The sequence below is a fragment of the Streptomyces odontomachicola genome (genome assembly GCF_039605595.1).
In the GTDB taxonomy this organism is placed as follows: domain Bacteria; phylum Actinomycetota; class Actinomycetes; order Streptomycetales; family Streptomycetaceae; genus Streptomyces.
Genome location: NZ_JBCFOK010000015.1, coordinates 176,638 through 197,762, shown reverse-complemented (window position 1 = coordinate 197,762; position 21,125 = coordinate 176,638). Strand labels below are relative to the sequence as shown.

Annotated in this window: 19 protein-coding genes; 11 read left to right on the top strand and 8 right to left on the bottom strand. The window is 71.4% G+C overall.

Annotated elements, in window-relative coordinates:
- Positions 1–68: 68 nt before the first annotated feature.
- From ABEE00_RS26280 to ABEE00_RS26255, 6 genes are all read right to left on the bottom strand, one after another.
- Positions 69–962 (bottom strand): beta-keto acid cleavage family enzyme, encoded by an 894-nt coding sequence (locus ABEE00_RS26280; protein WP_345748137.1) that lies wholly within the window; start codon positions 960–962, stop codon positions 69–71.
- A gap of 241 nt (positions 963–1,203) precedes the next feature.
- A complete protein-coding gene (locus ABEE00_RS26275) occupies positions 1,204–2,142 on the bottom strand; it encodes a TetR/AcrR family transcriptional regulator (protein ID WP_345748136.1) in 939 nt (312 codons plus the stop codon).
- Positions 2,143–2,304: 162 nt separating this feature from the next.
- Positions 2,305–4,194: an ABC transporter ATP-binding protein gene (locus ABEE00_RS26270; RefSeq protein WP_345748135.1), complete on the bottom strand. Its 1,890-nt coding sequence runs from the start codon at positions 4,192–4,194 to the stop codon at positions 2,305–2,307.
- A 129-nt stretch (positions 4,195–4,323) separates the two neighbouring features.
- Positions 4,324–4,485 (bottom strand): hypothetical protein, encoded by a 162-nt coding sequence (locus tag ABEE00_RS26265; RefSeq protein ID WP_345748134.1) that lies wholly within the window; start codon positions 4,483–4,485, stop codon positions 4,324–4,326.
- A gap of 330 nt (positions 4,486–4,815) precedes the next feature.
- On the bottom strand, positions 4,816–6,141 hold the full coding sequence (locus ABEE00_RS26260) for an MFS transporter (protein ID WP_345748133.1): 1,326 nt from the start codon (positions 6,139–6,141) through the stop codon (positions 4,816–4,818).
- A 184-nt stretch (positions 6,142–6,325) separates the two neighbouring features.
- Positions 6,326–7,114 carry a DeoR/GlpR family DNA-binding transcription regulator gene (locus ABEE00_RS26255; RefSeq protein ID WP_345748132.1) on the bottom strand — a complete coding sequence of 263 codons (789 nt, stop codon included), beginning with the start codon at positions 7,112–7,114 and terminating at the stop codon, positions 6,326–6,328.
- A gap of 140 nt (positions 7,115–7,254) precedes the next feature.
- On the opposite strand from ABEE00_RS26255, the gene ABEE00_RS26250 reads away from it, so the two are divergent.
- From ABEE00_RS26250 to ABEE00_RS26230, 5 genes are read left to right on the top strand one after another with little or no spacing between them, the layout of a single operon-like run.
- Positions 7,255–7,947 (top strand): HAD family hydrolase, encoded by a 693-nt coding sequence (locus tag ABEE00_RS26250; protein WP_345748131.1) that lies wholly within the window; start codon positions 7,255–7,257, stop codon positions 7,945–7,947.
- A complete protein-coding gene (locus ABEE00_RS26245) occupies positions 7,944–9,029 on the top strand; it encodes a 2-hydroxyacid dehydrogenase (RefSeq protein ID WP_345748130.1) in 1,086 nt (361 codons plus the stop codon). The genes ABEE00_RS26250 and ABEE00_RS26245 overlap by 4 nt, the downstream gene beginning before the upstream one ends.
- Complete coding sequence (locus ABEE00_RS26240) at positions 9,026–10,495, top strand: FGGY-family carbohydrate kinase (protein WP_345748129.1); 1,470 nt, start codon at positions 9,026–9,028, stop codon at positions 10,493–10,495. The genes ABEE00_RS26245 and ABEE00_RS26240 overlap by 4 nt, the downstream gene beginning before the upstream one ends.
- Entirely contained in the window at positions 10,492–12,288 is a 1,797-nt protein-coding gene (locus ABEE00_RS26235; protein WP_345748128.1) for a dihydroxyacetone kinase family protein, read from the top strand. The genes ABEE00_RS26240 and ABEE00_RS26235 overlap by 4 nt, the downstream gene beginning before the upstream one ends.
- 29 nt (positions 12,289–12,317) lie before the next feature.
- Positions 12,318–12,791, top strand: coding sequence for a ribose-5-phosphate isomerase (locus ABEE00_RS26230; RefSeq protein WP_345748127.1), 474 nt, complete (start codon positions 12,318–12,320; stop codon positions 12,789–12,791).
- 362 nt (positions 12,792–13,153) lie between these two features.
- Here ABEE00_RS26230 and ABEE00_RS26225 read toward each other — a convergent pair whose 3' ends face one another.
- Entirely contained in the window at positions 13,154–13,357 is a 204-nt protein-coding gene (locus ABEE00_RS26225) for a cold-shock protein (RefSeq protein WP_180931495.1), read from the bottom strand.
- Between the two features lie 339 nt (positions 13,358–13,696).
- Here ABEE00_RS26225 and ABEE00_RS26220 point away from each other — a divergent pair, with 339 nt between their 5' ends.
- From ABEE00_RS26220 to ABEE00_RS26200, 5 genes are all read left to right on the top strand, one after another.
- Positions 13,697–14,548: a menaquinone biosynthetic enzyme MqnA/MqnD family protein gene (locus tag ABEE00_RS26220; protein ID WP_345748126.1), complete on the top strand. Its 852-nt coding sequence runs from the start codon at positions 13,697–13,699 to the stop codon at positions 14,546–14,548.
- 148 nt (positions 14,549–14,696) lie between these two features.
- Entirely contained in the window at positions 14,697–15,893 is a 1,197-nt protein-coding gene (mqnC, locus tag ABEE00_RS26215) for a cyclic dehypoxanthinyl futalosine synthase (protein WP_345748125.1), read from the top strand.
- 28 nt (positions 15,894–15,921) lie between these two features.
- Positions 15,922–16,479: a hypothetical protein gene (locus tag ABEE00_RS26210; protein WP_345748124.1), complete on the top strand. Its 558-nt coding sequence runs from the start codon at positions 15,922–15,924 to the stop codon at positions 16,477–16,479.
- A gap of 97 nt (positions 16,480–16,576) precedes the next feature.
- The gene (locus tag ABEE00_RS26205) at positions 16,577–17,272 is read left to right on the top strand and encodes a demethylmenaquinone methyltransferase (protein ID WP_345748123.1); all 696 of its coding nucleotides are present in this window, start codon (positions 16,577–16,579) and stop codon (positions 17,270–17,272) included.
- Between the two features lie 61 nt (positions 17,273–17,333).
- Entirely contained in the window at positions 17,334–18,632 is a 1,299-nt protein-coding gene (locus ABEE00_RS26200; RefSeq protein WP_345748122.1) for a geranylgeranyl reductase family protein, read from the top strand.
- A gap of 386 nt (positions 18,633–19,018) precedes the next feature.
- Here ABEE00_RS26200 and ABEE00_RS26195 read toward each other — a convergent pair whose 3' ends face one another.
- Positions 19,019–19,846: a C40 family peptidase gene (locus tag ABEE00_RS26195; RefSeq protein ID WP_345748121.1), complete on the bottom strand. Its 828-nt coding sequence runs from the start codon at positions 19,844–19,846 to the stop codon at positions 19,019–19,021.
- 912 nt (positions 19,847–20,758) lie between these two features.
- Here ABEE00_RS26195 and ABEE00_RS26190 point away from each other — a divergent pair.
- The gene (locus ABEE00_RS26190) at positions 20,759–21,118 is read left to right on the top strand and encodes an NADH-quinone oxidoreductase subunit A (RefSeq protein WP_345748120.1); all 360 of its coding nucleotides are present in this window, start codon (positions 20,759–20,761) and stop codon (positions 21,116–21,118) included.
- Positions 21,119–21,125 lie beyond the last annotated feature (7 nt).

The window sequence follows — 21,125 nt, the reverse complement described above, 5'->3', positions numbered from 1 at the left end:
GCGTGACCACAGGAGGAGTGGTCGGCGGTCTTATGCGGACGGGACCGGAGAAGCGGCTTGCGGCGCCGTCAGGCGCGAGGCTTGAGGCCCATGCGGCGGCGGGCCTCATCCGGCGAGGCCACGCTCGCGCCCAGCGACTCGGTGATGGTCACGGCGCGCTCCACGAGCTGCGCGTTCGTCGCCTTCACGCCCTTGCTGAGGTACAGGTTGTCCTCCAGGCCCACCCGCGCGTTGCCGCCGAGCAGGATGGACTGCGCCACCCACGGCATCTGCATGCGGCCCAGCGCGAAGCTCGCCCACTCGGTGCCCGCGGGCAGCGCGTTCACCATCGCCTGGAGCACGCCCGGGTCGGCGGGGGCGCCCCACGGGATGCCGCAGCAGAGCTGCGCGACGACCGGGTCGTCCAGCAGGCCCTCGGACTGGAGCTGCTTGGCGAACCAGAGCTGCCCGGTGTCGAAGATCTCCAACTCGGGCCGCACGCCCAGCTCCTGGATGCGCTTGGCGCCCTTGCGCAGCATCTCGGTGGTCGAGATGTAGAGCTGGTCGCCGAAGTTCAGCGAGCCGCAGTCCAGGGTGCAGATGTCGGGCAGCAGGTCCTCGACGTGCGGCAGCCGGTCCAGTCCTCCGACCAGGTCGGTGCCCTCCAGCGCGCCCTTCTCCAGCGGCTGGTCGGGGTCGAGCACCAGGTCGCCGCCCATGCCCGCGGTCAGGTTGATGACCACGTCGGTGCCGGTCTCCTTGATGCGCGAGACGGTCTCCGCGTACAGGTTCCGGTCCCGCGAGGGCGCGCCGGTCTCGGGGTCGCGTACGTGGATGTGCACGACGGCGGCACCGGCGTTCGCGGCCTCCACCGCGGACTGCGCGATCTGCTCCGGCGAGACCGGGACGTGCGGGCTGCGGCGGGTGGTGTCGCCGGCGCCGGTGAGGGCGGCGGTGATGATGACCGAATCGTTCATGGGCATGGTGATTTCTCCTTCTCCGTGCGTACGGATGCGGGACGGGTACGGGGCGGGTACGGGTACGGCTGCGGGGACCGCGGTGCGGTCGGTGACAAGCGAGTCGGGGGAGGGCGGGCCGGGCGACGTACGGGTCGACGGGTCTACGGCTCAGGGATAGGGGCGGGGCGGCGCCCGCACAACGGGTGCGGCGCACACACGCGTACCGGCACCGGCGAGGCGCGGCGTCGCGGGCGGCGCTTACGCGTCACGCCGCGAGTTCGGTCTCCACGTACGCCAGGAGCGCGGTGCGCATCTCCTCGGTGCTGGTCCCCGCGCTCGGCATGTTGCACGGGCTCGCGATGACCTGCGCGGCGAGGCCGTCGATCAGCGCGGTCAGGCGCAGTGCGCTGAACTCCGGGTCCACGTCGCGGAACACGCCCTGGGCGATGCCGCGGCGCAGCACGTCGGCGACGGTCGTGCGCCACACGGTGTAGTAGTGCGCGTGCAGTTGGCCGATGGCCGTGGAACGCGCGGCCTCGGCCCACAGGTCGAACCAGACCATCCACTGGACGCGCTGCTGCTCGGTGTCCGGGATCTGGAACTCGATCAGCTGGCGCAGTTCCCCCGCGGCGTCGCCCGCCTCGGCGATGTGCTCGTCCCGGCGCACGGTGTCCTCGTCCATGCACCAGCGCACCGCCGCCTCGAGGAGTTCGGCGCGGCCGGGGAAGTGGTAGTGGATGGCGGCCGTGCTGGTCGCGCAGGCCTCCGCGATGTCGGAGACCCGCACCGCGTGGTAGCCGTGCTCGGCGATCAGCCGCACCGTCTCGCGAACGATCTGGAGCGGCCGACCGCCCTCGGGCGCCGCCGTCGTGGCCCGCGCCTGCGGAGGGGACCCGTAGGGGCTCGGGGCCTCCATGTCCGGGGAGGCCGGCGCAGGGGCGTGCTCGGGGGATGCCCCTGCGCCGGAAGTCCCGGTACCCAGCAGCCAGCCCGCGTCCACGGCGCCCGCGTCGGCGATCCTGGCGAGCTCGCCGGCGGTGAATCTGCGGCTGCCGCCGAGGGAGCGGGAGAGCTTCGACGGGTCCATGACGATCCGTCGGGCGAACTCCCGCTGGCTGCAACCGGCTTCAGCGATCACCTGCCGCACGCGCTCGGCCACATCACCGCCGCTGTCGGCGACGCGTTGACCGGGGGCTTGCTGCATGGTCAGTGACGGTAGGCGAGTGTTGAGATGAGCGCAACCCCTTGCGGGGGTGCGCCGTGTCGGCCGCCCGATTTTGCGCGCCCAACACCCATTATTGCGGGGCAATACGGACAGCTTTCACGACTGATGAGATAGCCGATGAGCCACTGACTGATGGCTAAGTCAGGAGGTCTGGCCCCGGGGCCGGGCCGGCGAGGCCGTCAGCACGCCCGCCGGCGTCCGCTCCGTCAGCCGCCCCTCCTCCAGCACCAGCACCCGGTCCGCGTGCGCGGCGAGGGACGTGTCGTGGCTGATCACGAGCGTGGCGCGGCCCCGCGCCAGCCGCCGCAGCGGTTCCAGCACGCGGCGCGCAGCCCGCGCGTCGAGGCCCGTGGTCGGCTCGTCGAGCACGAGGACGGGGGAGTCGCGGAGCATCGCGCGGGCGATCGCGATCCGCTGGAGCTGCCCGCCGGAGAGCCGGGTGGTGTGCGGGGCGAGCACCGTCTCGTACCCGTCGGGGAGCGCGGAGACGAAGCCGTCCGCGTCGGCGTCCGCCGCGGCGCTCCGGATCTCCTCCTCGGTCGCGCCCACCCGGCCGCAGGCGATGTTCTCCCGCACCGTGCCGTGCAGGAGCAGCGTCTGCTGGGGGAGCAGCGTGACGTTCTCCCGTACGTAGGCGAGCGGCAGCGCGTCCAGGGGGACGCCGTCCAGCCGTACGGAGCCCGCGTCGGGGTCGTAGAAGCGGAGCAGCAGCCGCGCCAGCGTGGACTTGCCCGCGCCGCTGGGCCCTGTGAGCAGCACGAACTCACCGGGGCGGAGGGTCAGCGAGGCGCCGTTGAGGGCGGGTTGCGACGAGGAGCGGCGGAGGGCGGGCCGGCGCGCGCCGCCGTTCTCCTTGTCCGCGTCGTTCCCCGCGTTGTTCCCCGCGTTGTTCCCCGCGTCGTCCTCCTCGTCGCCGGGGTAGCCGAAGTGGACGTCGTGCAGCGAGACGACGCCCTCGGCACGGCGGAGGGGGCGGGGCTCCTCCGTGGCCGGTTCTCCCGCCGCCGGCCGCGCTTCTGCGGGATCGCTCACCGCGGGCCGCGCGTCCAGCAGTTCCCGCAGCCGCTCCGCGCCCGCCGCCGCCGCGCTGAGGGTCAGGCCCACCTGGCCGAGCTGCCGTACCGGCGGATAGAGGTAGCCGATGAAGGCGGCGAAGGACAGCAGCTCCCCGAGCGTCATGCGCCCCGCGGAGATCTCCCACGCGCCGAGCCCGATCACCGCCAGCACGCACACGGTCTCGACGACCTCGACGAGCTGCTCGTACATCTCGTTCCAGCGCGCCGCCGACACCGAGGCGCGCATCCACGCGCGCGAGGCCCGCCGCAGCCGCCGCTCCTCCGCGCGCTGCCGGTTGTAGGCCTGGGTGAGCACGATGTTGCCCAGCGACTCCTCCACCACCGAGGTGATCACGCCGTCCGCTGCCCGCTCGCGGCGTGCCACGGCGCCGACCCGGCCGGAGAAGCGCTTGGCCGCCAGCAGGAAGAGCGGGGCGAGGAGGAAGGTGGCCAGCGCCAGGTCCCAGCGCAGCCACAGCGCGGCGGCCGCGAAGAGGACCGTCTGGAACAGCGCGGAGGCCGTCTGCACCACCCCGGTGACGGCCATCTCCTCGATGGCCTCGACGTCCCCGGTCAGCCGCTCCACCAGGTCGCCCTGCCGGTGCCGCTGGAAGAAGTGCGGGGGCAGCGTCTGCACATGGGCGAAAACCCGCGCGCGCAACCGCATCACGAAACGCTCGGCCGTCCATGCCGCGAGCGAATTGCCCAGATAGCCGACGAGGGCGCCCGCCGCGGCGACCCCCAGCCACATTCCGGCCGGTTCCCAGAAGGCGCTGAGCGACCCTTTCCTGAGCGCGTTGTCGGTGAGTTCTCCGAACAGCAGAATCGCCGCCGTCTCGGCGAGCGCGGCGAGCACCACGCAGAGGCACACCAGCACGAGCCGGTGCCGGTCGCCCCGGGTGAGCGGCCAGAAACGGCGGAAGGCGGTACGCGCGTGCACGGCGGCCTGCTTTCGTGCGGGGAGGGGGCGGCTCATGCGGGCGAGCAGCCATCGCCCACGTGAAACCCTCCCCTGGGGGCGGTGGTGGGGCGACGGGCGGGCGGGTTCGCAGTGGCACACCGCGAACCCGCCGCATGTCAGGGCTGTTGCCCGGGGTCTCCCGGGTCAGCGGCCTGTGGTGATCACCCGGCGGTGGCCCTTGTGGCCGCCCTTGCGCTTCGCGGGGACGCCGGGCCTGCCGTGCGCCTTCTCGCAGCCCGGGCGGCCGACGGTCTTCGCGCGCTTGCCGGGCTTGCCGACTGCGGTGGTGACCTTGATGAAGCTCATGGGAATTCCCCTTCGTCCGGTTCGCTTTCCTGCGTCGCACGGGACAACCGGCCCCTGAGGGGCGGCCGTTCGGCTGCGACACCGGAAAGCTACGGACCGAAGATGGGAGAGACCGATGAAACCGGTGAGACCCGCGTGAGATACCGCTGAGATTCTCTTAGACAGCCGTGCCGCGGCACGGGATGCTGTGAATTCCCTGTGCGGGGAGGGGTGTTCGGGCGCAGAAAAGCCCCGGCCCCCGTGCCCGGGTCGGGGGAGAGCCGGGGCTGGGGGCCGGGGTGGAAGGGCGGGGCCCGAGGGGGCCGGGTCCCCACCCGGTCTAGGCGGCGCCTAGGCGGGCGCCGGAGCCGAAGCCGCCGAGGCGTCCTTTTCGGGTCCCGAAGCCGAGCCCGTGCCGCCCCGCTCGTGCGGGAGCTTGAGGAACATCGTCAGGACCAGGGCGAGGAGGTAGAGGCCCATGAAGATCAAGGTCACGCCGCCCGCGCCGACCAGCGGGAAGAAGAGGGAGGCGATCGCGGGGCCCACGAAGGTCGCGCCGCCCGCGCCGAGGTTGAGCAGCGCCATGGAGCCGCCCTTGTTCTCCGGCGCCATGGACGGGATCAGCGCCGAGATCGGCACGAAGCCCGCCAGCGTCGCCCCGTACAGGATCCCCGCCAGCACGGCGACCCAGTAGTAGTCCGGGCCGAGCCACGTCGGCACGAAGTACAGGACCGTCACGCTGATCGCGCACCCCAGCGCCCCGAAGCCCGCGATCGTCGTACGCCACCCGATCCGGTCCGAGAGCGCACCGAAGATCAGGTTGAAGAAGATGTTGGTGCCGTAGATGATCGCCAGAAGCTGGAGCCACTTGTCGGTGCCGAAGCCCACGTCGTCGGAGAAGATCCGCGGCAGGTAGACCAGCATGCCGAACTCCGGCGCGGTGTTGATGACCCGCACCAGGCAGCCCACCAGCACCCGCGGATGGGTCCAGATGATCGAGACGCTGTTCATCAGCGATTCGCCGGTGGTGGTCTCCGGCGGAGCCAGCCGGTCACCGCCCGCCCGCTTGCGGGCGCCCAGCAGCGCGAAGCCGCCGCCGACCAGGATCAGACCGAGCGCCGACCACAGCGTGCCCATCTCGCCGAACGCGGGAATCGTCCAGCTCGACCACAGCGAACCGAGGGTCGGCAGACCGCCGGTGAAGGCGAAGTAGAACCAGCCGACGGCCGTGCCCAGGCGCGCCGTCGGCGCCGTGTCGGTGATCCACACCAGGAAGCCGAAGGCGAAGAGCGGATAGCCGAAGCCGCGGATGCCGTAGAGGATCAGCATCGCCGGGTAGTTCTCCGCGCCGAGGGCCGCGACCAGGTACAGCACGTCGAACACGGCCCAGATGGCCAGGCCCACCCACATCACCCTGCGCGGTCCCCACACCTGGCACAGCGCGCCGGAGAACCACGAGGCGAGCATGACCGCGATCCCGTACACGGTGATCACATAGCCGGCCCGCACATCCGTACCGGCGCCGTGGTCCGCCATGTACGGGGCGATGAAGCCGCTCTCCACGCCGTCGCCGATCATGAAGAGCAGCACGCCGATATAGCCGAACAGCAGGGGCTTCGGCATCCCCATGCGGTCCAGCAGCCCGCCTGTTCCCGCTCCCGCGGATCGTCCCGGCATCGCGGCCTCCACTCCGAGGTGATGTGTTACAGCCGCAGATACTCAAACTCCTTGAGAGAAATATCAAGGGGTCTGTGAAAAATAACCAGCAGTGTTGTTAAGGCTGCGCTGAGCGATCACTCACACACCGGGTGTCCCGAGCGCCGGACACCCCGGTCGCCGGGCGCCTCGGTCGCCGGCCGGCTCAGGACTCGGTGCCCGCCACCCGTACGTCGGTCAGCTTGGCCATCCCGGCGAGCACCTCCTCGTCCACGGGGCGGGTCAGCACCACGTGGTCGAAGGAGTCCACGGACTCCAGGCGGTGCAGCGCGCTGCGCCCCACCTTGCTGTGGTCCATCAGCAGCACGCTGACCGAGCCCGCCTCCCGCATGGCCCGCTTGACCGCGACCATCTCCTGCTCCTGGTGGTACGTCATGGACCCGGTCATCGCCGAGGTGGAGACGACCGCGACGTCCACAGAGAAGCCGCCGATCATCTCCAGCGCCGGCAGTCCGATCCAGGAGTCGTGGGTGCGGCTGTACTCGCCGCCGATGCAGATCAGCCGGATGTCCTCGGCGTTCCGCAGCTCCTCGGTGATCAGTCGGTAGTTGGTGACCACGGTGAGCGGGCCCACCTGCGGCAGCCGCCTGGCCAGCGCGAGCGCGGTGGTGGAGTCGTCCAGCATCAGCGACATCCCGGGCGAGACGAACTTCAGCGCCTCGCGGGCCAGCGCGTCCTTCTCGTCGCTGTGCGCGTGCAGCCGGAAGTCCGAGCTGGACTCGAAGACGGTGGAGGGCTGCGCCGAGACCCCGCCGTGGTACTTGCGGAGGATCCCGCGGTCGGCCAGCTCCGCGATGTCCCGGTGCACGGTCATCAGGCTGACGCCCGTCATCTCGGTGAGCTCGGCGATGCTCGCGTCCCCGTGTGCCAGCACATGGTCAATGATCATCTGCTGTCGCTGCTGCCGCGTGGCGCGTGCTGCCCGGTCCGTCATGCACACCATCCTGCACCGTGCCCAGGTCACCGTGGTTCCCCGGGCTGCCATGAGAGCTGCTAACTCTCCCACTTACCTAGTGACAGCTAACAGGCTCAGTGTTAATTTACGAAACACCGCAACGTTAAGGAGTTCCGGCCGTGGCCGATGCAGTGGTGTTTGACATGGACGGAGTGCTCGTCGAGAGCGAGCACCTCTGGGAAGAGCTGTGGTCGGCGTTCGCCGCGGAGCGGGGCGCGCAGTGGGGGCCCGAGCAGACCAAGAGCTGCCAGGGCATGAGCGCGCCCGAGTGGGCGAAGTTCCTCACCGAGTTCGCCGGGGGAGGGGACTCCGCCGAGGACACCGAGCGCTCCGTGGTGGACGGCATGATCCGCGCACTGGAGGACGGCCGCATCGAACTCCTCGGCGGCGCGCGCGAGATGGTCGCCGACGCCGCCGCGCGCGGCCCCATCGCGCTGGCCTCCTCGGCCCCGCGCAGGGTCATCGACGCGGTGCTCGTGCAGCACGGCGTCGACCACCACTTCAAGGCCACCGTCTCCAGCGCCGAGGTGCCGCGCGGCAAGCCGAGCCCGGACGTGTACCTCGCCGCCGCCGAGAAGCTGGGCGTGCCCGCCGCCGACTGCCTCGCGGTGGAGGACTCTAGCAACGGGCTGCGCGCCGCCGCGGCCGCCGGGATGACGGTCGTCGCCATCCCCAACCCGCAGTACCCGCCGGCCGAGGACGCCCTCGCGGGCGCCTCCTTCGCGTCGCCCGAGCACGACGCCGTACGCCGCTTCCTGATCGACAACCTGAACGGCCAGAAGGAAGACCAGAAGGAGGGTGACCGGGCATGACGGACAAGGCCACGACCACGGTCCTCGTCTCCGGTGACGACTTCGTCGCCCCCGAGTTGTTCGCCGACGCGCTCCGCGAGGGCGCCCCGGACCGCGACCTCGCCTTCCGTACGCTGCGCACCCACTGGCCCGTCGAGCCGTTCGGCCCGGTCGGCGGCGTACAGGAGGCCAGCGGTACGGAGGAGCAGGTCATCGAGGCGCTCGGGGACGCCGAGATCGCGCTGACCCAGATGGCGCCCTTCACCCGCAAGGTGTTCGAGGCCGCGCCGAACCTCAAGATGATCGGCGTGTGCCGCGGCGGCCCGGTCAACGTGGACCTGAAGGCCGCCACCGAGCACGGCGTGCGGGTCTCCTTCGCGCCGGGCCGGAACGCGGCCGCCGCCGCCGAGTTCGCCGTCGGCCTCATGCTCGCCGCGATGCGCCGCATTCCCGCGGCCGACGCGGACCTCAAGAAGAACGTGTGGCGCGGCGACTTCTATGCGTACGAGAACGCCGGCATCGAGCTGGAGGGCGCCACCGTCGGGCTGGTCGGCTACGGCGCGATCGGCGCCAGGGTGGCCCGCGTGCTGAACGCCTTCGGCGCGCGGGTGCTGGTGCACGACCCGTACACCGACAAGGCCAAGGCGGAGGCCGACGGCGTCGAACTCACCGAGCTCGACGACCTGTTGAGCCGCAGCCGGGTGATCAGCCTGCACGCGCGGCTCACGCCGGAGACGAAGCACCTGCTCAACGCGGAGAACCTGAAGCTGGTCCCGCACGGCACCGTGCTGGTCAACTCCGCGCGCGGCGGTCTGCTCGACTACGCGCCGCTGCCCGCGCTGCTGGAGTCCGGGCAGCTCGGCGCGCTCGCGGTGGACGTGTACGACGTCGAGCCGCCGCCCGCCGACTGGCCGCTGCACAGCGCGCCCAACGTGCTCACCACCCCGCACCTGGGCGGCGCCACGCAGCAGACGGCCGAGCGCGCCGCCGCGATCAGCGCGGGCGAGGCCGCCCGCCACCTGCGCGGCGAGCCGCTGAACCACCTGGCCAACCCGGAGGTGCTCGCCGGTACGGAAGCCCCGGAAGAGGCGGCCGAGTCATGATCGTCGGGGTGGACGTCGGGACCTCGGTCACCAAGGCCCAGCTCATCACTCGCGACGGCCGCACCACACCGGCGCACGAGGCGCGCAGCACCGTCTACACGCTGCCGGGCCAGCGCGTGGAGCAGGACATAGACGAGGTCATCGGCACCGTGATCACGGTCGTACGGGCCGCCGTCGCGGACGCCGGACTGCTCGGCGGCGACGAGGAGATCGAGGCCCTGGCCCTCACAGGACAGGGCGACGGGCTCTGGCTGCGGGACGCCGAGGGGCGCCCCGTGGGCCGCGCCCTGTCCTGGATGGACGGCCGCGCCGCCGGCGTCCTGGACGCGTGGACCGCCGGCGGCGTGACGGCCGGGGTGCACGGCCGTACGGGGGCGGGGATGTTCCCCGGCTCGGCCGGACCGCTCCTCGCCCACCTCGCCGAGCACGAGCCCGAGCGTCTTGAGGGCGCCGCGGTCGCCGGGTACTGCGTGGACGCGATCGTCCAGCGCTTCACCGGCGAGATCACCGTGGACGCCTCGGACGCCTCGCAGCCCTTCCTCGACGTCTCCTCGCGTACGTACGACGACGAGGCGCTGGAGCTGTGCGGGCTCACCCCGTACCGGCGGCTGCTGGCCGAGCCCGCGCCGCGCGGCACCGTGCACCGGCTGCTCCCCAAGGCCGCGGCCGAACTGGACCTGCCGACCGGACTCCCGGTCTCCGCGGGCCCGTTCGACATCCCGGCCTGCGGTTTCGGCGCCGGGCTCGAAAAGCCCGGCGAGGGCAACCTGATCATCGGCACGACCCTCGCGAGCCAGGTCCTCACCGACGACCCCACCCCGAAGTTCTCCGACGAGCCGGCGGGGATGCTGCTGGCCACCCCGTACGAGGACCGCTATCTGCGGGTCATGCCCGCCATGATCGGCACCGCCGGCCTGGACTGGCTGCTCAACCTGCTCGGCGTCGGCATCCCCGAACTCGACGCGCTGCTCGCCCAGTCCCCGTACGGGGCCGCCGGGGTGACCGCGCTGCCGTTCCTCTCCGCCAGCGGTGAGCGCGCGCCCTTCGTGGACGCGCGCGCACGCGGGCGGCTGGACGGACTGTCGCCGACGACCGGGCGCGCCGACCTCGTACGGGCGCTGTGCGAGTCGGTCGCGTACTCGGCCAGGCACTGCATGGAGACGCTCGGCGTCTCCGGCACGATCACCGCCTCCGGCGGGGGTGCGCGCTCCGGCGAATGGGCGCGCATCTTCGCCGGTGTCCTCGGCCGCGAACTGCACGTCTGCGACGACGCGGTGGGCATCCGCGGCGCGGCCCGGGTCGCCTGGGACGCGCTCGGCACGCCCGTCGACCCCGCCGAGTGGCGGGCCGGCATCCGCGTGGTCACCGCGGACCAGGAGGCGGTCGACCACTACGCGCAGGGCTACGACAGATACCTGCGCACCCTCACCACCGCCCGCAGCGAGGGATGGAGCACCGACGCATGACACGGCTCTTCAACGACCCGGCATCCTTCACCGAGGACATGGTCACCGGCTTCGCCGCCGCGCACGCCGAGCATGTGCGCGCGGTGCACGGCGGTGTCGTACGGGCGACTCCCGGCGCGCAGGGCAAGGTCGCCGTGCTGACCGGCGGCGGCTCGGGCCACTACCCGGCGTTCTGCGGGGTCGTCGGCCCCGGCTTCGCCGACGGCTCGGTCATCGGCAACATCTTCACCTCGCCCTCGTCCGCTCAGGCCCACTCCGTCGCCGTCGAGGCGGACCGGGGCGGCGGCGTCCTCTTCCTCTTCGGCAACTACGCCGGCGACGTCATGAACTTCGGCCTCGCCGCACAGCAGTTGAACGCCGAGGGCATCCCGGCGCAGTGCTTCGCTGTCACCGACGACATCGCCAGCGCGCCGGCCGACGACGCGGACCGGCGCCGCGGCATCGCGGGCGACTTCACGGTCTTCAAGACGGCCTCGGCCGCCGCCGAGGAGGGCGCCTCGCTGGAGGAGGTCGTACGGGTGGCCGAGCGCACCAACGCGCTCACCCGCACCCTCGGCGTGGCCTTCGACGGCTGCACGCTGCCGGGGCAGGACGAGCCGCTGTTCACCGTTCCGGAAGGGAAGCTGGGCCTCGGCCTGGGCATCCACGGCGAACCCGGCGTGCGCGAGAGCGCGTTGGGCACCGCGGAGGAGCTGGCGCACACGCTCGTGGAGGGCCTCCTGGCGGAGCGCCCCGCCGACGCGGGCGACCGGGTCGCCGTGATCCTCAACGGCCTCGGCTCCACGAAGTACGAGGAGCTGTACGTCGTGTGGGGCACGGTCTCCCGCCTCCTCGCCGAGGCGGGCCTGACCCTCGTACGCCCCGAGGTGGGCGAACTGGTCACCAGCCTGGACATGGCGGGGTGCTCCTTGACGGTGACGTGGCTGGACGAGGACCTGGAACGCCTGTGGCTGACCCCGACTGATACTCCAGCTTTCCGCAGGGGCGACGCGGGCTTCGCCCGCTCCGCCTCCCCCCACGAAGGTGTGGGCAGTCGTTCCGCAGGGGCGGAACGGGTGGGCACACCGGAACGCCAGCCGCAGGCCCAACCCGCCCCCAGCGGCACGCCCGCGCAAGGGGGGCAAGGGGGCGGAGCCCCCACAGCAACCCCCGCACAAGGTGCGGGCGCAGACACCGCGGCGTACGCCGTGCGCGCGCTGCACACCGCCCAAACCCTCCTCCACCAGGAGGCCGACGCCCTGGGCCGCCTGGACGCCATCGCCGGCGACGGCGACCACGGCAGAGGCATGTGCAAGGGCGTAGACGCAGCCCTCGCAGCAGCCCAACGCGTACACGGCGAGGGCGCGGCCCCCGCGGCAGTCCTGGCCACCGCGGGCGAGGCCTGGGCCGCAGAGGCGGGCGGCACCTCCGGCGCCCTGTGGGGCGCGGGCCTCCGCGCCCTGGGCGCCGGCCTCCCCGCCGACCGCGAACCCACGCCCGCGGAACTGGCCGAGGCGGCCAAGGCCGCGCTCACCGCCGTCACCGCCCTCGGCAAGGCCGAACCCGGCGACAAGACCCTGGTCGACGCCCTGCACCCGTTCGTCACCGCGTTCACCCGCGAACTGGAGGCGGGCGCGGCCCCCGGCAAGGCCCTCGCCACGGCGGCCACCGAGGCGCACACCGCGGCCGAGGCCACCGCCGACCTCGTACCCCGTCTCGGCCGGGCCCGCCCGCTGGCCGAACGCAGCGTCGGGACCCCCGACCCCGGCGCGGTCTCCCTGGCGGCGGTGCTGGGCGCCCTCCCCACCGCCTGACCCCTCGACTCCTCTGGAGGTAAGCGCAGATGGCCACCGACAACCCCGGCGCCTTCCGCATCGTCGTCGGCTCCGACGACGCGGGCCTCGACTACAAGGAGGCGCTCAAGCAGGACCTGAAGGGCGACGCCCGGGTCGCCGAGGTCACCGACGTCGGCGTGGGCAGCGACGAGCACACCGCGTACCCGCACGTGGCGGTCGAGGCGGCCCGCCGGGTCGCCGAGGGGGAGGCGGACCGGGCGCTGCTGGTGTGCGGCACCGGTCTCGGCGTGGCGATCAGCGCCAACAAGGTGCCCGGCATCCGCGCGGTCACCGCGCATGACAGCTACTCGGTCCAGCGCTCGGTCCTGAGCAACAACGCCCAGGTCCTGTGCTTCGGCCAGCGGGTGATCGGCCTCGAGCTGGCCCGAACCCTCCTCTCGGAGTGGCTGGACCACAACTTCGACGAGACGTCATCCTCCGCAGAAAAGGTCGCAGCGATCGACTCGTACGATCGCCCCTGACCACTTAGGTGTGGGCGTGCGTTCCGCTAGGGGCGGAACGGGCGGGCACACCGGAACCGCCAGCCGCGAGGCCCCCGCCCCCACGCACCCAAGTCCCGCGCTCGGCGCGGGCGTTCACGGGGCTGCGCCCCGGACCCCGTCAGGTGCGTGGTGGCGCGGGTGCGGGGGCTGCGGTCCGGTTGTGCCCACCCGTTCCGCCCCAGCGGAACGACTGCCCACAACCTCGTACGGGAGCGGTAGCCCACAACCTCGCAAGCGAGGACACGGACCACAGCCCACGACCTCGTAGGGGCCGGGCGGCACAAAGACAGGAGCCCCCGCCGCAGGCTGCGGCGGGGGCTCCTTGGGTGCTGCTTATCGTGTCACTGCGCGGTGACGTTCTCCGCCTGCGGGCCCTTGGGGCCCTGCGTGACGTCGAAGGTCACGATCTGGTTCTCCTCGAGGGAGCGGAAGCCAGACGCGTTGATTGCGGAGTAGTGGACGAAGACATCGGGACCGCCGCCGTCCTGAGCGATGAAACCAAAGCCCTTTTCGGCGTTGAACCACTTGACGGTTCCGGTAGCCATAAGCCCTCCCTGGGCCTATAAGGGTCGCCCTGCCTCCAGAACCCCGCGAAGAAGTCTCTGAAAACGACAAGAGCCCGCGGTCACATGCTCCGCAGGCTCTGTACTGCAAGGGAAACCAAACTGCAACTTGCTCGGGAGCCTAGCACGGTCCACCGGCCGGGTGGAAGAGTTCAAGATCCCTCCCGTTGAGTCGCAGGTGACAGGCCCACAGCAGTCCCGAAGCAGGCCCGCGGCAAGCCCACGGGGAGCCCGACAGGGAGCCTCACGGGGAGCCCCGCGGCACCCCGTATCCCACCCCGCGCACGGGCCCGCGCCGCGGCCGGGCGTACTCTCGCGAAGGTGAGCGCACAACCGAGATCCCGCCCCCGGGTAGGCCACATCCAGTTCCTCAACTGCCTCCCCCTCTACTGGGGCCTGGTGCACACCGGCACGCTCCTCGATCTGGAGCTGACCCGGGACACCCCCGAAAAACTGAGCGAACAATTGGTGAACGGCGATCTCGATATCGGCCCGATCACCCTGGTGGAATTCCTGAAGAACGCGGACGATCTGGTCGCGATGCCCGACATCGCGGTCGGCTGCGACGGCGCGGTGATGTCGTGCGAGATCGTCAGCCGGGTGCCGCTGGAGGAGCTGGACGGCGGACGCGTCGCCCTCGGCTCCACCTCGCGCACCTCGGTGCGGCTCGCGCAGCTTCTGCTGGCGGAGCGGTACGGCGTCGAGCCCACGTACTACACGTGCCCGCCCGACCTGCCCATGATGATGCGCGAGGCGGACGCCGCCGTCGTCATCGGTGACCTCGGCCTGCGCGCCTACCTGCGCGACGTGCCCGACCAGGATCTCTACGTCTACGACCTCGGCGAGCTGTGGAAGGAGTGGACCGGGCTGCCCTTCGTCATGGCCGTGTGGGCGGTGCGCCGCGACTACCTGGCCCGCGAGCCGGAGACGGTCCGCGAGGTGCACAGGGCCTTCCTCTCCTCCCGCGACCTGTCGCTGGAGGAGGTCGACAAGGTGGCGGAGCACGCCGCGCGCTACGAGGTCTTCGAACCGCCGGTGCTGGAGCGGTACTTCACCACCCTCGACTTCCGCTTCGGACCGCGGCAGCTGGAGGGGGTCACCGAGTTCGCCCGCCGGGTCGGCGACACGACCGGCTTCCCGCCCGACGTACGGGTGGAACTCCTGGAGCCGTAAGCCGTATCCCGTACACCGGAACCGCCAGCCGCGAGGCCGACCCCACCCCGTCACCCCGCGCGGGACTGGCGCAGGTGGTCCGGAGGGGTGGGCGTACGCTGGGGGCGGTTGTATGTAGTCCGTCAGAGCCACCACGGGAGGGACGCCGGTGCCCGCGAACGCCGACCAGCAGTCCGCACTCGACCGCGCCGCCGCGGGCGGCCGCCTCACCCCCGAGGAGGCGCTGGACCTCTACCGTTCCGCTCCCCTCCACGCGCTCGGCGCCGCCGCCGACGCGGCCCGCCGCAAGCGCTACGCCGGCACCGAGCACATCGCGACGTACATCATCGAGCGCAACATCAACTACACCAACTCCTGCGTGACGGCGTGCAAGTTCTGCGCCTTCTACGCGTCGCCGAAGAGCGACAAGGTGTGGACCCGCAGCCTCGATGACATCCTGCGCCGCTGCGAGGAGACCGTGGAGCTGGGCGGGACCCAGGTCATGTTCCAGGGCGGCCACCACCCGGACTTCGGCGTGGAGTACTACGAGGAGCACTTCTCCGCGATTAAGAAGCGCTTCCCCGAGCTGGTCATCCACTCCCTCGGCGCCTCCGAGGTCGAGCACATGGCGCGCATCTCGGGCGTGACCCCCGAGGAGGCCATCCGCCGGATCAAGGAGGCGGGCCTGGACTCCTTCGCCGGCGCGGGCGCCGAGCTGCTGCCCGCACGCGCCCGCAAGGCCATCGCCCCGCTCAAGGAGTCGGGTGAGCGCTGGCTGGAGATCATGGAGACCGCCCACAACATGGGCGTCGAGTCCACCTCCACCATGCTCATGGGCACGGGCGAGACCAACGCCGAGCGCATCGAGCACCTCCGCATGATCCGCGACGTGCAGGACCGCACCGGCGGCTTCCGCGCCTTCATCCCGTACACGTACCAGCCGGAGAACAACACGCTGAAGGGCCGCACGCAGGCGACCCTCTTCGAGTACCTGCGGATGATCTCCATCGCGCGCCTCTTCATGGACAACGTGGCGCACATCCAGGGCTCCTGGCTCACCACCGGCAAGGACGTCGGCCAGCTCTCGCTGCACTACGGCGCCGACGACCTGGGCTCGGTGATGCTGGAGGAGAACGTCGTCTCCTCGGCCGGCGCCAAGCACCGCTCCAACCGTCTCGAGCTGCTGGACCTGATCCGCAAGGCGGGCCGGGTGCCGGCGCAGCGCGCCACCACGTACGAGCACCTGGTCGTGCACGACGACCCGGCGAACGACCCGACGGACGACCGCGTCGTCTCGCACTTCTCCTCCACCGCCATCGAGACCGGCAAGGCGCGCCCCGAGCTCAAGCTCGCCGAGGCCAACTGACCGCGGGGGAGCGACGGGCGGGCACGGCATGCTGACGATCCACCACGGCACCGGGGTACGGCCCTGCACCGATGAGGACCGCCCGGCCGACGCCGGCCACGCCCTCGTCGTCTCCGCCGACCGGATCGCCGCCGTCGGGCCCTTCCGGGAGCTGTACGAGGAGTTCGGCGCCGGCGCACGCGTACGGGAGTGGCCCGGGGTGATCACCCCGGGTCTCCACAGGGCGCGCGCCGAGGAGCTGTTGGAGCACGCCTACTTCCCCGATCCGCGGGAGGCGGCGGAGCTCGGCACCGAGCCGCTGACCGGCGAGGCGCTCGCGGCGCTGGAGATGACCGAGGCCCGCTGGGGCGGCAGCGCGCGGCGCGGGCTGCGCGAGCTGCTGGCCACCGGCACCACCTCGCTTTCCGGGCATTTCCGGCGGACCTCGGTGCGTACGGCGGTGGAGCGGTCGCCGATCCGGGTGCTGCCCGAGGCGCGCCCGCGCACCCTCGCGCCGTCCGGGGCCGCGGACTTCGCGGTGTTCGCACCGGACGGCTCCTGCCTGGCCACGGTGCTGGGCGGGCGCCTGCTGCACCGCAGCAGATAGGGGTTCGGTCACGGGGTCCCGTACCGGAGGACGCGGCGTACGCGCCGTAGCCGGACCCGGCGCACGGTCCGGCTCGCCGCACCGTGACAATGGAGCGGTGACGCGTGCATCTCTGGACAAGCAGCCGCAGGAAGTCGCCGCGATGTTCGACGACGTGGCGGCCCGTTACGACCTCACCAACGATGTGCTGTCGCTGGGCCAGGCCCGGCTGTGGCGCCGGGCCGTGGACCGCGCGGTGGACGCGCGTCCGGGGGAGCGGGTGCTCGACCTCGCGGCCGGCACCGGCACCTCCTCGCTGCCCTTCGCCGCGAACGGCGCGTACACGGTGCCCTGCGACTTCAGCCTCGGGATGCTGCGCGAGGGCAAGAAGAAGCACGACTGGATGCCCTTCACCGCGGGCGACGCGACGCGGCTGCCCTTCCAGGACGGCGTCTTCGACGCGGTCACCATCTCCTTCGGGCTGCGCAACGTGCAGGACACCGACGCGGCGCTGCGCGAGATGCTGCGGGTGGTGCGGCCGCACGGCGGGCGGGTCGTGATCTGCGAGTTCAGCCACCCGACCTGGGCGCCGTTCCGCACCGTCTACACCGAGTACCTGATGCGGGCGCTGCCGCCGGTCGCCAAGACCGTCTCCAGCAGCCCGGACGCGTACGTCTACCTCGCGGAGTCCATCCGCGACTGGCCGGACCAGGCGGGGCTCGCCCGTCGCCTGCAGGGCGCCGGCTGGTCCAAGGTGGCCTGGCGGAACCTCACGGGCGGCATCGTCGCCCTGCACCGCGCCGTACGGCCGTAGCCCGTACCGCCACTCTCTCTAGACTTCACCTGTCCAACACCCAGCCTTAGCGGGAGTCCTCGTGGCCGAGACCGCCGAAAAATCCCTCGCCTCCGAGCGGACCGCCGACGTCATCGTCGTCGGTGCGGGACCGGCCGGTTCCGCGGCCGCGTACCACCTGGCACGCGGCGGGCTCGACGTACTGCTGCTGGAGAAGACCGCGTTCCCGCGCGAGAAGGTGTGCGGCGACGGGCTCACCCCGCGCGCCACGAAGCAGCTCATCGACATGGGTATCGACATCTCCGAGGAGGCGGGCTGGCTGCGCAACAAGGGCCTCCGCATCATCGGCGGCGGGCACCGCCTGGAGCTGGACTGGCCCGAGCTGGCGTCCTTCCCGAACTACGGACTGGTCCGCAAGCGCGACGACTTCGACGAGCAGCTCGCCCGCCAGGCGGAGAAGGCCGGGGCGCGGATGTACGAGCGCTGCAACGTCGGCGAGCCGATCGTGGACGAGCGCACCGGGCGCATCACGGGCGTGCACGCGAAGCTGGGCGTGGAGAAGGAGCCGGTCACCTTCCACGCGCCGCTGGTCGTGGCGGCCGACGGCAACTCCACGCGGCTCTCGCTGAAGATGGGCCTGCACCGGCGCGAGGACCGGCCGATGGGCGTCGCGGTCCGTACGTACTTCACGTCGCCCCGGCACGACGACGACTACCTGGAGTCCTGGCTGGAGCTGTGGGACCGGCGGGGCGAGCAGGACCGGCTGCTGCCCGGTTACGGCTGGATCTTCCCGATGGGTGACGGTACGTCCAATGTCGGGCTCGGGGTCCTGAACACCTCCTCGTCCTTCAAGGAGTTGGACTGGCGGGAGATCCTCAAGGCGTGGTGCGCCTCCATGCCGGAGGAGTGGGGGTACGTCCCCGAGAACATGACGCACCCGATCCGCGGTGCGGCGCTGCCCATGGCGTTCAACCGGCAGCCGCACTACACGCGGGGCCTGCTGCTGGTGGGCGACGCGGGCGGCATGGTCAGCCCCTTCAACGGCGAGGGCATCGCGCAGGCCATGGAGGCCGGGGCGATGGCGGCCGAGCACATCGTGCACTCGCGTGCGCGGGCGACGGCGGCGCAGCGGGAGATGGTGCTGCGGGCCTACCCGAAGGCGCTGAAGGAGCTGTACGGCGGCCATTACAACCTGGGCCGCGCCTTCGTGAAGATGATCAGCTACCCGAAGGTGATGAAGCTGGCGACGGAGCGGGGGATGTCCCACCCTGCCCTCATGCGCTTCGCCTTGAAGCTGATGGCCAACCTGACGGACCCGTCGGGCGGCGACGCCTCAGACCGCGTGATCAACGCCCTCGCCAAGGTCGCGCCGCGAGCGTAGGAGCGTCCCCGCTCCTAGGTGTGGGCGCTTCGCGCCGCCATCGGCTCCTCCTACGGAGGTGTGGGCGTGCGTCCCGCTGGGGCGGGACGGGCGGGCACACCGGGACCGCCAGCCGCGAGGCCGTCCCCACCCCGCACCCAGGTCCCGCGCTCGGCGCGGGCCTCCACGGGGCTGTGCCCCGGGCCCGTTGGGTGCGTGGTTGCGCGGGTGCGGGGGCTGCGGTCCGGTTGTGCCCACCCGTTCCGCCCCAGCGGAACGAATGCCCACAACCTTGTGGGTGGGCAAAGCCCCCGGGCTTGACCGTCACCCACCACCTCGTAGAGGGCCAGGACGCGCAAAGGGCCCCACCGCGAATCAAGCGGTGGGGCCCCTCAAGCGTGTGTGCGTCAGAGTACGCGGACCGCGCCCGACGGCGGGTCGTAGTCCAGGTCCTTCTCCACGACGCCCGTGGAGGAGTTCTGCGCGCCGATGAACTTCCCGCCACCGATGTACACGCCCACGTGGTACGCGCTGCCCTTGCCGCCCCAGTAGAGCAGGTCGCCCTCCTGGAGGTTGTCCAGCGAGACGTCCGTGCCCTGCGTGGACTGGTCCTGCGAGACGCGCGGCAGGTCGACGCCGACCTGCTTGAAGGCGGCCTGCGTCAGACCCGAGCAGTCGTACGCGGAGGGCCCGGTGGCGCCCGAGACGTACGCCTTGCCCACCTGCGCCTTGAGGAAGCCGACGAGCGACGAGGAGTTGCCGCTGCCGCCGCCGACGCTGTCGCCGACGTTCTGCACGGCGTCGCCCACACCGGACAGCGGGGTCCTGTCCGAGCTGCGCGAGGCGCGCTCCTGCGCGGCCTCCTTCTTCGCCTTGGCGGCCTCGGCCTTGCGCTGCGCCTCGGCGCGCGCCTTGGCCTCGGCCTTCTCCTTGTTCTCCTTGGCCTGCTTCTGGGCCGACTCGAAGGCCTTCTGCTGGGCGTCCTGCAGCTCGTACTGCTGCGCCGTGGCCTCCATGGAGTCGGCTGCCTGGGTGGCGCCCTTGGCGAGGTCGCCGGAGAGGGCCGGCATCTCGACGGTGTGGGCCTGCTGGTCAGCGTCGGCAGCCCAAGAGCTGGCGGCGGTGGTCAGCGCGACGGTGCCCATCACGCCGCCGGTCACACCGGCGCGCAGGGCCATGCTCGCCTTGCGGGACCGGGGCTTCCGGTGGCTGGGTATCTGAGCTTTCGGGGACATGGCTGCATGGGTAGCAGGAGCGCGCGGGGCGGCTCAACAAAGGTGCGATGCGCCACAGTCGGCGCGTACACGGCGAGTTGGCGCCTTAATGATCTTCTCATTCGCGGGTCTGACGACCCCTCAATGCCCAACTAAGCGCCTGTGACCACGGTGTTCTCTGTTATGTCCGGTTCGGACGGATCGGTTATCACGCGGGTAACGGCCGCGCAAACATGGCAGCCCCTGTCACGCGGGTCGCGTGGCATAGCTCACGGCATACCGGCCCCATGGCCCCCAAGTGGCCCCATAAATCGGACGCTGACGAACCAACGGGGAGATACCGGGAGTCACCCGCAGGGGTTTCCGGGCGGCGATCCGGCCCACGGCCCGAGGGGGGTCGGAGGTCAGGACGCGGGCTCGCGCCCGGAGGTTGCCCGGTCCCTCCGGAGGCTGCGCCCGGGTGGCCCGAGGGCTGTGCCCGAGCGATCGCTTGTCCGGGTTTGTGCCGGTGTTCACGATCTTCGCGACGGTCAAGGTCGGCGGGCCCGCGGCGTACGAGGAAGAGCGCGCCTATACCAGCCGAAGTTGTCCACTGCGAATTTGCCTCGCTCTCGCGGCACTTGATATAGCACTCGGCCCGCTAAGGGTCCCCTCAGCGTTCCGGTGTGACCGCTGGTGATCATTCCGCTGCCCCCGGTGCGACCATCACCCCTGCTGAACACGGGTGATACGGCGTCAGGTGGTGGAGATCACAAAGTCGTTGGCGACCCCCGTGTCGCAGATCACAGAGGCTCGGGCATAAGATGCCCTGCGCGAGGGCTTGTGAACTGCCTCACATAGCAGCGATCTTCTGTGGGGCGGGCGCACGGGCCCGGAGCAGTCAACCGGCAGTCAGCGTCGACGAGCAGGGTCGACTGGAAGGAGCGGGGATAGGTGAACGCCTACACACCAATCCTTGTACTGGGAGCGCTAGGGGCGGGCTTCGCGATCTTCTCCGTGGTGGCGGCCTCGCTCATCGGACCCAAGCGCTACAACCGGGCCAAGCTCGAGGCGTACGAGTGCGGAATCGAACCCACGCCGCAGCCGGCCGGAGGCGGGCGCTTCCCGGTGAAGTACTACCTCACCGCGATGCTCTTCATCGTCTTCGACATCGAGATCGTCTTCCTCTACCCGTGGGCCGTCCACTTCGACTCCCTCGGGATGTTCGGCCTGCTCGAAATGCTGGTCTTCGTCGCCCTCATCGGCGTCGCGTACGCCTACGACTGGCGGCGCGGCGGCCTGGAATGGGATTAGGGGCTCC